Consider the following 13,211-nt stretch of genomic DNA (forward strand, 5'->3'; position numbering starts at 1 on the left):
TTAGAATGCCAGTATTTCGGGTTTTAAATTTGCAAATTCTATCATAAGAATGATATTATAAATTAGCAGAATACGATTAAATCTGAAAGGAGATAGATAATGAAAGAAGAAATTTACCCAATTGCAATTGAAGATAAAATGAAAGATGCATATTTGAATTATTCCTTAAGTGTTATTATTGGTAGAGCTCTACCTGATGTTAGAGATGGTTTAAAACCTGTACATAGACGAATACTTTTTGCAGCTAAAGAATTAGGTCTACTTCATAATAGACCTCATAAAAAATCAGCTCGTTTAGTAGGTGAAGTTTTAGGTAAGTTTCATCCACATGGTGATAGTGCTGTTTATGAAGCCATGGTTAGGATGGCCCAGCACTTTAATCAAAGATATCAGCTAATTGATGGTCAAGGTAATTATGGTTCAATTGATGGTGATAGTGCTGCTGCAATGCGTTATACAGAAACTAAACTTACAGAAATAGCAGAGGCACTTTTAGATAATATAGATGAAGAAACTGTAAATTTTATTGATAATTTTGACGGAAGTCTACAGGAACCAGAGGTATTACCTTCTAAAATCCCTAATCTCTTAGTAAATGGTTCTAGCGGAATTGCAGTTGGAATGAGTACCTCAATCCCTCCTCACAATTTAGGAGAGGTTATAGATGCTTCAATCCATCTTCTAGACTATCCTAATGCCAGACTAGATACAATAATTAAAAATCATCTACCAGGTCCTGATTTCCCTACTGGAGCGATGATTGTTGGTGATGATGGAATTAAGTCTGCTTATGAGAACGGTAAAGGTAAAATCACTTTAAGAGCTAAAAGCAAAATTGAAAAAGAAGGCAGACACAAAAATTTAATTATTACTGAAATTCCTTATCAGGTCAATAAGGCTAAATTAATTGAAGAAATTGCTGGCCTTGTAAATAAGGGTAAAATATCAGAAGTATCAGATTTAAGAGATGAGTCTGCTAAAAAAGGAATTCGAATAGTAATCGAATTAAAAAGCAATGCTGATCCAGAATTAATTTTAAATAGATTGTATAAATATACTTCTCTCCAGAACAATTTTAGAATTAATCTGCTGGCCCTAAATGATAAAAAGCCAGTAGTTATGGGACTTTTAGAGATTTTAGAACATTTTTTAGATTTCCGTAAAGAAGTTATCAGAAATCATACAAAATATAATTTAAATAAATCAGAAAATCGTTATCATATTTTAGAAGGTCTCAAAAGAGCAATTGATGAACTGGATATAGTAATTCAGGTTATAAGAAATTCACAATCTAAACAAGAAGCTAGAGAAAAATTAATGGATGAGCTAAATATTTCAGAAAAACAGGCTCAGTCAATATTAGAAATGCAGCTGCAGCGGCTGGTAGGAATGGAATTCGAAAAATTAGAGGCTGAACGAAAAGATTTAGAAGAAAAAATAAAATATTATAAAAATATCTTAAATAATGAAGAAGAACTAAATTCAGTTCTCAGAGATGAGTTAAAAGATATTAAAAAACGTTTTTCAGATAAAAGAAGAACAGAAATTATTAGTGATGACAGTAAAGCCGAAATTACAAAAGATGATCTAATTAAAGAAAAAAATGCTGTTTTATCACTTTCCTATCGTGGAATTATCAAAAGAAATGAGGAATATAAAAATTTACGTGAAGCTAAAAATGACTATTTAATTTCTACTGTTGAAGGTTCATCTTTAGATCAACTTCTCTTCTTTAGTAATCAGGGTGAAGTTTATAATTTACAGGTTCATGATATTGATGAGCATCACGGTCTAGCTACAGGGGATAACCTAAGTAAATATCTTCAGATACCTATTAAAGAAAATATAATTTCACTTAATATTTTAGCAAAAGAAGAAAGTGACAGCAAAAATGAATATTATACTTTTGTCACAGAAAGCGGCTTAATTAAACGAAGTACTGCAGATGAATATAGAACTAATTATAGTCATATTAGAGCTATTAAATTGGATAATGACCAGTTAATAAATGTTGAAAAAACTGATGCTGAACAGGATCTGTTTGTTGTTAGTAAAAATGGTTATATAATCCGTTTTAGTGGAAATAGCTTCTCTACTACTGGACGAAATACTCTTGGAAGTAAAGCAATTAATTTAAGTAAAAACGATAAAACAATTTATTTTAATACCTATTCACCAGATGATTACTTAATTTCAATTTCTGAAGATGGTAGAGCAAATAAAATTAAACTCAGTAATTTTAAAGCTCAAAAAAGAAATGGTAAGGGGATTAGAATATTCTCAAATACAAATTATAAGTTAGCAGGCGCTGTTAAAGCTGCCAAAAATGATAAATTACTGATAGCTGCCAAAAATGGTGAGATTAATGAAATAAATGTTAATGATGTACCAGAGACATCTCCAGGAGGAAATATGTATAAAGTTACGCAAGAGCTTGAATTCGAAAAAATTGTAGCAGTAGAAAAAATAATTGAAGTTTAATAAATAAGCTAAAACAAGAAAACCCTTCCGAATAGTTATTAAAAACTAACCGGAAGGGTTTTTATAATTATTTTAAACTATTTTTATTATTTCAAAAATACATGGTTACCAATTGTTACTACTTTGGTTCTGCCAGCGAAAAAATCCGGATTCCTTGATTTTACAGGATTATAAAAATAAAGACTACCCTGACTAGGATCCATACCGCTAACGGCATCATAAGCAGCTTTAAAAGCATCATTATTTGGCGAAAGATTTATCATTCCATTTTCTACAGGTGTAAACTGTCCTGATTGGAATACAACCCCTTTAATAGAATTAGGAAAAGAGGGATGATAGACTCTATTAATTATAACAGCCCCTACAGCAACTTTGCCCTCATAACTCTCTCCTCTTGCCTCTGCATTAATTATACTGGCCAATATTTCCATTTCCTCAGCATTAAAGTTTTTGTAATTATAAAAATTATCGGGTGCAGCTTCTTGATTTTTGTCACTTCCACTACCCAGAACTACCATTAAAAACATTAAGCCCAGACCAGTATAAATATCTTCTTTCTCAATTGAAGCAGCTTTTACTTCAGGCGCTGGCACCAGAAATGGTATAAATACTGTATTTAATAATATAATCATAGTCAAAATAACTATAACTTTTTTAAAGTGAATCTTATCCATAACCATTCTCCTTAATCTTATTTAATTCTTTATTTAATTCTTTATTTAATCCTTTAAAGATAATAATTTTACCTTAAAGTAATAGTGCCAGTAATGCAAGGCCACCAATTATATAACCAGTTCTAAGGGAATCTCCACCTTCGTCCTCTTCGGCTGTTTTTTCACCTTCTAAAACTTCTATTCTATTTTCTAATTCTTGTATTCTAGTCATGTTTACACTCTGATTATCTTCAAGTTCCTGTAATTTTTGTCCAGAAACTCCTTCTTCCTTCAATGCTGCTAATTCATCTTCTAAAGCAGCAATTTGGCTATCTATTTGATTAACACTTTCTTCTAGAGTTGATACTTTTTGAACATCTTCATTCATTTCTGCAATTTCTACATTAAGATTTGCAATGTCTTCATTTTGAATTTGATTAGTATCTTCTAAATTATTTAATCTTTCCTCAAAATCTTTCTGTCTTTGAGCAACTGTAACAAGTTCATCTCTAAATTCTAATGACAGCTCACGAATAACATCTACATCTTCTTCACTTAAGTTTTGTGAACTTGTGCTACCAACTGTATTTTCTAAAACATTTGCAATTATTTCTGCCATTTCATATCTTGTCAATGGCTCTTCACCATTAAAATCTTCTCCGGAATACAAGCTTAAATATCCCCTCTGAGCTAAGGTTTGAACACTGTCATAAGCCCAGTGATCACGTGGAACATCGTCAAATTGCTGTGCAAATGCACCCACACTAAAAATTAAAATTAATAACACTGTTAAAGAAATTACTTTTTTGTAGTTAAACATCTAATTTTCCTCCTCTAAAATATTTCTAAGTTCAATTTCAAATGGAGATCCAGCTCCATTGACTGCTTCTAAATCTTTAATATTAATACTCCCAGGACTATCCTTTTTAAGCTTAAAATGAATAGTTGCAATAACGCCATTAGCTTTGTTAAAAGGAAACTCCTGATTAAAAATAATTTTTCCTGGTTCAGACTTATCTGGTCTATTAAATGGTAATAAGTTATTATCTCCTACGAAAAAATCACCTCTTGAAATATGAGTTAACAATAAATTATCATTATCATAGTTCAGTTCAAAAGCGATTTTTTCAGCTTCTGCTATATTTGCAGCTATAATATCAACTGCATAATAGTCTTCATCTCGCTGTCCTTCAGTTGCTTTAAGGAGAATCAAAGGCCTTAATTGCGGTAAGTTTATTTCTTCAACTATAGTTTTTTGATAGTTGTTTATACCAGTAACTTTTAAGGCAAAAGGTAAAGTTCCATCCACTCTTAAAGCTTCGATTGCCCAGTTAATATTAATATTTTCTCCATCTCTTAACATGCCAAGATGTTTTTTGCTTTTTTCACTGCTGGCTGCAACTAAACCAGGGGGTAAAATCAATTCTGCCTGGACACCATATAACGATGTTTCTCCAGAATTATTAATCTCAGCCTGTATCCTAAATGGATTAGGTTCTAATCTACCATCAACTGATTGAACATCTTCCATTAAAGTAATATTAGCATTTAATTCTGGTGGACCTAAAAATTTAACTCTTCGTTCAACTTCATTTGAATCGGTATTATCTGCATCTACTATTACTCGATAAGTCATAGCTTCTGGAATATTATCTCTATTTTTAGCACTAACATTCCAGGTTATTTGCTCTATATCTCCTGATGCCATATCACCAAGTTTTCTATTTGCTTGATCTGCCCGAAAGTTATCAGGAAGTTCAATATTTAAAGAAACATTACGAGCATTAATTTCTGATGTGTTTTCTAAATATGCAACTACAGGAAAACTCTGATTATTATCATCTAAAGTAACTTCTGCAGGTGAAGTTACACCTAAAGATAAAATACCGGGAACAATTGTAATTCCACCAAGCCCATATTTAGTAATATATGTTTTGCTTTCACCTGGTTCAATGATTTCTGGAACCCAGTACATAGCTACTGCGCTATCAATCTCGTATTCACCTTTACGAATGAATTCCTGCCCAGGATTAAAATCAAAATCCCAGACTCCATCTGCTAAGCTTCCCCAATCAGAAAAATAAACTCTATCTGGAGTACTGACATCAGGTCCAATAAATGAACCCTGAGAAGTTACCTGTGGATTAGATACACTATCAAAGGCCTGCCAAAAATCATCAAGCTGTTTATCATAATATAATTTATCAGCTGCTATTGTATCTTCACCCAATCTAAATGGGGCTCCATCATTTTCTCCTAACATTGTATCAAGCATTATTCTTAAACCAATTTTTTCCTGTTCATCACCTTCATTGATAATTCTATATTGAATTTGAACACTATCTGCAAGTCCAGTGGTTGAACTTTTTACTATTTTTAAAATTTGCTCAACAACAACATCATCAAAACGAGTTTTAGTTACTAATTGATTATCTTCAACAGTTGGTTCCTGAATAACTTCTCCATATTTTGCTTTATCTCCTGCACGTCTTTCAGTTGAACCTCCAAAAACATATTTTTGGTTATTAATCCAAAGTGATGTATAGGAAGTCCAGGGATTTGGTCTTCCATAAACTAAAGGTTTATTATCGTCATTTTCTCGGGCAGGAGCACCTCCAGTAGTTTCTACAGCAAATCTACCCTGTGAGTTCTCATTTTGATTAACCACAATCACTATATATTCATTCCCAAAACGAAGATTATTATGCTCATCTTCATTTTGAAAAAAATTATCCTGTGCTGCTGCATTAAAGCTTAAACTGAAAATTAACAGCAGAGTAATTAAAGTTATACTTTTATATTTATCCATTAACAATTACTCACCTCCAGAAATAAAATCAACTTGGCCTATATCTACTTCTACCTGACTGTTATCTGATTGATCTATATAATATCTTACTGAAACAGGAATTCTATATGCCTGCTGATATTCTTTAAACTCCCAGCCGTGTTCTAAGGTTAATTGGGCAACTCTATCCATAGAATCATAACCTGAAGACTCGATAATATCAATATTATTGACATTGCCTCCTGGTGAAATTTCGACCATTAGACTAACTGTTCCTTCAGAACGACTACCGACTAGATCCTTAGGAAATGTTGGCGGCTCTATTAAACCAATTAAGTCACCTGAAGTCGGTGGTGGAGGTGGGGGTGGAGCAGTTTCCTCCTGAGTTGTATTATTATTTTCAACATTATCTTCTGATTCTATTGTTTCAGTATTATCGTTATCAACTTCTGTATTTTCTTCTGCAGCATCAGTTTCCTCATCTGCAGCTGAATCTACATTTTCTTCAACAACTTCATTTTGAGAAGATTCTTCTTCCTGAACTACCTCAACTTCACTTTCACTATCCTCACTAGCCATAATTTCTTCCTCAGTTTCTTCAGCTTCTGGTTCTGGCTCTGGTTCAGCTTCTGGCTCTGGTTCAGCTTCCTGCACAACTTCTGCTTCGGGTTCTGTTTCTTCAGCTGGCTCAGTGTTAGGCTCTGGTTCTGTTTCAGCTTCTTCTACAGGCTCTTCTTGAATTTCTGGTTCTGGTTCAGGCTCTGGTTCAGGCTCAGGTATTTCTTCCTCTGTAATTTCAGAAACCTGTTCCTCTTCTGGTTCATTTTGTTCTGGTTCAGGCTCTGGTTCCTCAATTTCTTCTTCTATTTCCTGCGGTTCTTCGGCTGCTGGATCCTCAGTTAATTCTGTATCCTCCTCTGCAGTTTCTTCTTCTATGGGTGCGGGTTGATAGTCAACCAGCTGTACATAACCATAATCATTTAAATCGCTATCACTTTGAGCACTACCATGCAGAAATCCTATAGGAAGAAAATAAAGAATTAAAAGGTGTAAAATTATTGATATACTTACATAAAGTAGTAATTTTCTGTTATCATTATTGTTAGGCATAAATTCACCATCCTATTAACTATCTTCTTTATCTGCCGCTAATGCTAATCTAGTTATGCCGACATTTCGCATCCCATCCATTAGTGAAACCACATTTTCATAACGGGTATTTTTATCAGCACTAATTACGATTGTTAAATTATTATTTTCATTATTTGCAAGTTCTGCCTCAGAAATTATTTGGTTTAATGCTAAAGATTGGTCTTCATAATAATAATTACCTTCTGAATCAATCTGAACAATAAAATTTTGTGTATTCTGCTCTGTAGCAGTTACAGCTTTTGGAAGCTGCATTTCGATACCTTCCGGGGTAGTTCTAAATGTAGTAAAAAGCATGAAAAATACTAAAAGAAAAAATATAACATCAATCATTGGGATTATATTAATTGAACTTTTTTTCTTAAGAGTAGTTTTGAACATCACTTTCACCTCTATTACTGCTTACCACATCAACAATTTCTACCATATTTAAATTCATTTGATGAGCTCTTCTTTCAACTTTATGTGCAAAATAAGAGTAGAATATAGCAGTTGGAATAGCAATTATTAAACCAAGGGCAGTACTAATTAATGCTGCTGCGATACCAGAACTAATCTGAGCTGGATTTGCAGCTCCAGCAGCTGTACCAAGTATATTAAAACTACTGATAATTCCAATCACTGTTCCCAAAAGACCAAGTAAGGGTGAAATCATTGCGATAACATCTAAAATTGGTAAATGTCTTTCCATTTTCTTGATTTCATCTTCACCAACAGCCTGTAAAACTTCTCTTAAACGCGATGGGTTTTCACTATTATGAGCTAAAGCAGCTGACAATAGTTTAGCATTTGTTCCTTTTTTACCTTTTAACTCATTTAAAGCACTTAAAATATCGCCTTCTTCAACTAAAATTTCTATTCTTTTTATCAACCTTACATTGTTATCATTGTTTTTGTAAAAGAAAATTGTTTTTTCAATTATTACTGCTAGACTAAATACTGATGCAATTAAAAGTGGTATAGTCATCGGTCCACCAAGTGTAAATAAATTTAATATACGATTAAAATCCAATCCAATCACTCCTCTTAAATCAATAATATAATAATTAATTCTGCACTAATTTCTAAATTCAATATCAATATTAATAATCCTTTAATATAAGCTATATTTGTGGAAAAATCAGTTCAAATACAGTTCCGTTTTCTCCACTCTTAACCTTAATTTCGCCTTGATGAGCATCCATTAATTCTTTAACTACTGCTAAACCAATACCAGTACCTTGATTTTTAGAATTTCTAGATTTGTCAGCACGATAAAATCTTTCAAAAATATAAGGCAGATCTTCCTTGCTAATACCTACTCCACTATCTTTAATATGAATAATTAAATTATCCTGTTTTTTAAAATTTCTAATTTCGATATTTCCATTAGCTGTATTATACTTTATTGCATTTTCAATAATATTATTGAAAATTTGAAACAGACTATCTTTATCACCTTTAACATAAACTTTTGGCTCAAGTTCTAATTTTAAATCAATATTTTTTTTATTTATATAATTTTGCTGCTGCTTAATTATTTTTTTGATAATTGGTGTTAAATTTAATTTTTCTTCCTTTAAATTAAATATTTTATTTTGAGCATTAGCAAACTCATTTAATTTTTCAATTAGAATAGCCATTCTCTGACTTTCTTCCTGCATTTCTTTGATAGTTTCTTGATCAACCTTCATTTTGCCATCTTCTATCGCTTCTAAATATCCTTTGATCGTTGTCAAAGGTGTTCTTAATTCATGAGCTAAATCTGAAGTGGATTCTTTTCTAATCTTCTCTAACTTAAGCAGCTTTCTACTCATTAAGTTAAAAGCATCGATTAACTCTGTTAATTCGTCATCTCCTTTACTCTTAATATTCTGCTGATAATTACCTTGTGCTACATCTAGAGCTGCATTTTTAATTTCGATTATGGGGCTGGTAATTTTTTTAGATATAATAAAGGAAAGTATTATTATTAAAAAAGTAACAAGCAAAGCACTTAAAACAATTGCTCGATAAATATTATTTTTAAAATAACTATATAGTTCTGAATCAATCTGATTTTCGCTAGTAAGCTGCTTCCAGTGTAAGCTCAGTATCTTTTCTCCGTTAGCAAAAATTTCTGTAACTTTATTTTGACCTGGAAAATCACTCGGAAGCTGTCTCATCATATTCATATGATTCATTCCATTATTATGCATTCCCATTCGTCTCATCATATTAGCCATTTGATTATTTTGAGCAGGAAAATATATGAATTCTCCACTACTATCCTCAACCCAAATCGGAATTCTATTGGTACGGCTAAAATTTTCAATCAAAGATCTAATACTACTGAAGTCATTTTTCTCATAATTTTCACTAATCATCTCAGCAAGTTCACTAATATTTTCTTCACGCTGTAAATTGATAAAATTATCAAATCTTTCTCCTATCGAAAAATTTATGAAAACACCAACTAACAGTAAAGAAAAAATAACCAGAATTAAAAATATAATAAATAACTTTTTCCCAAGTTTAGACATTAAATATCACCTAGAAACTTATATCCTGCTCCATAAACAGTAACAATATATTGATCTTTTTCTAGATCTAGTTTTTTTCTAATATTTTTTATATGGGCATCAATTGTTCTATCAAAACCACTAAATTCTAATCCCATAACTTTATCTGCTAATTGTTCCCGACTTAAAACCTGCTCAGAATTATTAATTAATGTCATTAATATTTTGAATTCAGTAGTTGTTAAATCACAATTCTTAGCATTTTTTTTGACAATCATTTCTTCAGGATATATTTTATATTGTCCATCATTTAAAGTGATGATGCTGGCCTTTTCCTTATCTTTACTTCGTCTTAAAATAGCTTTAACCCGCATCAACAATTCTCTAGGACTAAATGGTTTACTTAGGTAATCATCTGCGCCATAATTAAATCCATCGATTTTATCTTCTTCACCGCTTTTGGCAGTTAACATAATAATTGCTACATCCGAAATCTGTCTGATTTTCTGACAAACCTCTTCGCCACTTATTTTGGGCAGCATCAAGTCTAAAATAATTAAATCAATCTCATTATTTTTAAAAATATCTAAGGCCTGCTCTCCATCTTCAGCTTCTAAAATAGAATAATCTTCTTTTAAATAACTTTTTATAATTTTTCTGATCTTAGCTTCGTCTTCTACAATTAATATTTTTTCCATCTTGACACCCCAAAACATCTTTGAAATTTTATAATAGTTGAAAACCCCTAACTATTATCTATTATATAACTTATACCCCGCATAACACAAGTTAAAATAAGATTAAAAAAAATCTGTCTGCCAGAATGGCAAACAGACAATAAATTTATCTCGGTTGTACAATTAATTTTATAGCTGTTCTTTCCTCACCATCAATTTCTATGTCTGTGAAAGCAGGAATACATATTAAATCAATTCCACTCGGAGCTACGAATCCTCTTGCAATTGCTACTGCCTTTACTCCCTGATTAAGGGCCCCCGCACCAACAGCCTGAAGTTCAGCACTTCCTTCTTCTCTTAAAACACCAGCTAAAGCTCCAGCAACTTTGTTGGGGCTAGAATTAGATGATACTTTTAATAATTCCATCTTCGTCTATTACCTCCTTGATTGGATAAATATTATTTCCCTCTATATAATATATTAGCCATAAAAGAAATAAATTCCTGCTTTTTTATAAAAAATTATAAATTATTTTTCTTTATTTCCATGATTTGCTGGACAGAGTTGTTTTGATCATCTGTTTTTACTATAACTCCTTCAATTTTAACATTCCCAGTACCTACATCATAGCTAACAGGAAGGGATGTTTTCATTTTTTCAATCATTTTATCTGGCTTCATACCTAAAATAGAATCAATAGCTCCTGTTAAGCCAGCATCTGTAATATAAGCAGTCCCTTCTGGAAAAATTTGAGCATCATTTGTCTGGACATGGGTATGGGTTCCGATAACTGCTGTAACCATTCCATCAACTGCTCTGGCAAATGCCATTTTTTCTCCCGTAGCTTCGGCATGAAAATCAACTAAAATAATATCTGAATCTTTAATTTCAGGATATAATTCCATAAATTTATGATATGGCGAATCATTGTTCTGCATATATATCTGGCCGATCAAATTGACAATGGTAACATTTTTAGAATTAATTTTTAAAGTCTGCCAACCTCTACCTGGATTATTTTCCGGATAATTTAAAGGTCGAATCAAATTAGGATCATCATCAATAAAGTTGAAAATATCACGATTATCCCAGGTATGATTTCCCATTGTAAAAAAGTCTATACCATAATCATAAAGCTCTTCAGCTACTTTTTTAGTTATTCCAAAACCACCAGCAGAATTTTCTCCATTTGATATAACAAAATCAATATTATGTTCTTCTATTATCTCATCTAAAAATATTCTTACAGCACGTCTCCCGGCTCTTCCAACTATATCTCCAATAAATAAAATATTCATCTAAATTCTCCTCGTATAATATACTTAAAGTTTATAAAAGGCTCCTCAAAGAGGAGCCCATTAATTTCATAATTAGTTATTTTTATTTAGCATAATCAACCACTCTAGTTTCACGAATTATAACAACTTTGATCTGTCCAGGGTAGTCGAGATTCTTTTCGATTTTTTTAGTAATATCTCTAACCATTTTTGTGCTTGCAACATCATTAATTTTATCAGGCTCAACAATAACTCTAATTTCTCGTCCTGCCTGAATTGCATATGCTTTTTTAACACCTTCAAAGGACTCACCAATTTCTTCTAACTCTTCAAGTCTCTTAATATAAGACTCTAATGTTTCTTTTCTAGCTCCAGGTCTTGCTGCTGAAATTGCATCAGCTGCTGCAACTAAAACAGCTTCTACCGATTTAAATTCAACATCATTATGATGAGCTTCAATTGTATGAATTACCTTTTCACTTTCACCATATTTTCTTGCAGTCTCTACACCAAGTTCAACATGAGTTCCTTCCATATCATGATCTATTGCTTTACCAAGGTCATGGAGTAAACCTCCACGTCTTGCAAGTGTAACATCTGCACCTAATTCAGCAGCCATAATACTTGCTAAATAGGATACTTCAATAGCGTGTTGCAATACATTTTGTCCATAACTTGTTCTAAACTTCAATCTTCCTAATAACTTAACTAGTTCAGAATTTAAACCATGAACTCCTGTATCGAAGGTTGCTTGTTCACCAATTTCTTTAATATGCTGATCTAATTCCTCCTCAGCTTTTTCAACCATTTCTTCGATTCGAGCTGGGTGAATTCGACCATCAACAATTAGTTTTTCCAAAGCAATTCTTGCAATTTCGCGTCTGATTGGATCAAAACCAGAAATAACAACTGCTTCAGGAGTATCATCGATAATTAAATCAATCCCTGTTAAACTTTCTAATGTTCTGATGTTTCTTCCTTCACGACCTATAATTCTACCTTTCATATCATCATTTGGAAGATTAACAACAGATACAGTTGATTCTGTTACATGATCAGCCGCTGATCTCTGTATTGCAAGAGATATTATTTCTCTAGCTTTTTTCTCAGATTCTTCTTTCGCTTCAGCTTCTTTTTCTTTAATAATCTTAGCATATTCGTGATCAAGTTCAGATTCTACCTTATTTAAAAGATAATTTTTGGCTTCACTTTCTGAGAAACTCGAAATCATTTCTAACTTTTCTTTCTGTTCTTTCTTTATTTCTTCAACTTCCTCTTCAGCCTTTGTTAAATTCTTATCTCGATCTTTAATGCTTTGTTCTTTACGTTCTAAATTTTCAGATTTACGATCAAGTTTTTCTTCTTTATGCATCAGTCTATTTTCTAACTTCTGCAGCTCATCTCTACGTTTTTGACTCTCTTTATTCGCTTCTTCGCGAATTTGATGAGCATCTTCTTTAGCTTCTAAAGTAATTTCTTTTTTCTTTGCCTTTGCATCTCTTTCTGCATCTTGGAGTATCTTCTCTGCTTCTTCTTCTGCAGACTGCATACGTGCTTTCGCAATGTATTTTCTAATTAAATACCCAATTACAATCCCGAGAGGTAGGGCTATTATAAAATAAAACACACCTCCAGTAATAATATTCACCCCCTGTCTATATTCAGTTTTTTTAATTTTTTATTTACATTTTCTAATAATATTTTA

At 32.0% G+C, this 13,211-nt stretch carries 12 protein-coding genes; 1 reads left to right on the forward strand and 11 read right to left on the reverse strand.

Translation table 11 applies throughout. The features are described 5' to 3' along the window. The first annotated feature begins 99 nt into the window (after positions 1 to 99). Entirely contained in the window at positions 100 to 2,481 is a 2,382-nt protein-coding gene (gene gyrA, locus HSACCH_RS05565) for a DNA gyrase subunit A (RefSeq protein ID WP_005488506.1), read from the forward strand. A gap of 86 nt (positions 2,482 to 2,567) precedes the next feature. On the opposite strand, the gene HSACCH_RS05570 is transcribed toward gyrA, so the two are convergent. The 11 genes from HSACCH_RS05570 to rny form a co-directional block, all read right to left on the reverse strand. Beyond that, a complete protein-coding gene (locus HSACCH_RS05570; RefSeq protein ID WP_005488507.1) occupies positions 2,568 to 3,155 on the reverse strand; it encodes a cell wall hydrolase in 588 nt (195 codons plus the stop codon). A 73-nt stretch (positions 3,156 to 3,228) separates the two neighbouring features. Continuing rightward, positions 3,229 to 3,954 (reverse strand): S-layer homology domain-containing protein, encoded by a 726-nt coding sequence (locus HSACCH_RS05575; protein WP_005488508.1) that lies wholly within the window; start codon positions 3,952 to 3,954, stop codon positions 3,229 to 3,231. Next, a complete protein-coding gene (locus HSACCH_RS05580; RefSeq protein WP_040477194.1) occupies positions 3,955 to 5,943 on the reverse strand; it encodes a hypothetical protein in 1,989 nt (662 codons plus the stop codon). Positions 5,944 to 5,949: 6 nt separating this feature from the next. Next, a complete protein-coding gene (locus HSACCH_RS13580) occupies positions 5,950 to 7,032 on the reverse strand; it encodes a TonB family protein (RefSeq protein ID WP_005488510.1) in 1,083 nt (360 codons plus the stop codon). Between the two features lie 15 nt (positions 7,033 to 7,047). Beyond that, the gene (locus HSACCH_RS05590) at positions 7,048 to 7,452 is read right to left on the reverse strand and encodes an ExbD/TolR family protein (RefSeq protein WP_005488511.1); all 405 of its coding nucleotides are present in this window, start codon (positions 7,450 to 7,452) and stop codon (positions 7,048 to 7,050) included. Beyond that, a complete protein-coding gene (locus HSACCH_RS05595; RefSeq protein WP_235043996.1) occupies positions 7,433 to 8,092 on the reverse strand; it encodes a MotA/TolQ/ExbB proton channel family protein in 660 nt (219 codons plus the stop codon). Before HSACCH_RS05595 ends, HSACCH_RS05590 begins: the two co-directional genes overlap by 20 nt. An 82-nt stretch (positions 8,093 to 8,174) precedes the next feature. Continuing rightward, a complete protein-coding gene (locus tag HSACCH_RS05600; protein WP_005488514.1) occupies positions 8,175 to 9,572 on the reverse strand; it encodes a sensor histidine kinase in 1,398 nt (465 codons plus the stop codon). Further along, the gene (locus HSACCH_RS05605) at positions 9,572 to 10,249 is read right to left on the reverse strand and encodes a response regulator transcription factor (RefSeq protein WP_005488515.1); all 678 of its coding nucleotides are present in this window, start codon (positions 10,247 to 10,249) and stop codon (positions 9,572 to 9,574) included. Before HSACCH_RS05605 ends, HSACCH_RS05600 begins: the two co-directional genes overlap by 1 nt. A gap of 145 nt (positions 10,250 to 10,394) precedes the next feature. Beyond that, the gene (locus tag HSACCH_RS05610; protein ID WP_005488516.1) at positions 10,395 to 10,655 is read right to left on the reverse strand and encodes a stage V sporulation protein S; all 261 of its coding nucleotides are present in this window, start codon (positions 10,653 to 10,655) and stop codon (positions 10,395 to 10,397) included. 95 nt (positions 10,656 to 10,750) lie between these two features. Continuing rightward, complete coding sequence (locus HSACCH_RS05615; RefSeq protein WP_005488517.1) at positions 10,751 to 11,527, reverse strand: TIGR00282 family metallophosphoesterase; 777 nt, start codon at positions 11,525 to 11,527, stop codon at positions 10,751 to 10,753. 82 nt (positions 11,528 to 11,609) lie between these two features. After that, on the reverse strand, positions 11,610 to 13,154 hold the full coding sequence (gene rny, locus HSACCH_RS05620) for a ribonuclease Y (protein ID WP_040477163.1): 1,545 nt from the start codon (positions 13,152 to 13,154) through the stop codon (positions 11,610 to 11,612). Between the last annotated feature and the right edge of the window lie 57 nt (positions 13,155 to 13,211).

The sequence above is a fragment of the Halanaerobium saccharolyticum subsp. saccharolyticum DSM 6643 genome, assembly GCF_000350165.1.
In the GTDB taxonomy this organism is placed as follows: domain Bacteria; phylum Bacillota; class Halanaerobiia; order Halanaerobiales; family Halanaerobiaceae; genus Halanaerobium; species Halanaerobium saccharolyticum.

Excerpts from the sequence above, each read along its gene's own strand:
- gyrA (WP_005488506.1), top strand. The coding sequence starts at position 100 with ATGAAAGAAGAAATTTACCCAATTGCAATTGAAGATAAAATGAAAGAT.
- HSACCH_RS05570 (WP_005488507.1), bottom strand. The coding sequence starts at position 3,155 with ATGGATAAGATTCACTTTAAAAAAGTTATAGTTATTTTGACTATGATT.
- HSACCH_RS05575 (WP_005488508.1), bottom strand. The coding sequence starts at position 3,954 with ATGTTTAACTACAAAAAAGTAATTTCTTTAACAGTGTTATTAATTTTA.
- HSACCH_RS05580 (WP_040477194.1), bottom strand. The coding sequence starts at position 5,943 with ATGGATAAATATAAAAGTATAACTTTAATTACTCTGCTGTTAATTTTC.
- HSACCH_RS13580 (WP_005488510.1), bottom strand. The coding sequence starts at position 7,032 with ATGCCTAACAATAATGATAACAGAAAATTACTACTTTATGTAAGTATA.
- HSACCH_RS05590 (WP_005488511.1), bottom strand. The coding sequence starts at position 7,452 with ATGTTCAAAACTACTCTTAAGAAAAAAAGTTCAATTAATATAATCCCA.
- HSACCH_RS05600 (WP_005488514.1), bottom strand. The coding sequence starts at position 9,572 with ATGTCTAAACTTGGGAAAAAGTTATTTATTATATTTTTAATTCTGGTT.
- HSACCH_RS05605 (WP_005488515.1), bottom strand. The coding sequence starts at position 10,249 with ATGGAAAAAATATTAATTGTAGAAGACGAAGCTAAGATCAGAAAAATT.
- HSACCH_RS05610 (WP_005488516.1), bottom strand. The coding sequence starts at position 10,655 with ATGGAATTATTAAAAGTATCATCTAATTCTAGCCCCAACAAAGTTGCT.
- HSACCH_RS05615 (WP_005488517.1), bottom strand. The coding sequence starts at position 11,527 with ATGAATATTTTATTTATTGGAGATATAGTTGGAAGAGCCGGGAGACGT.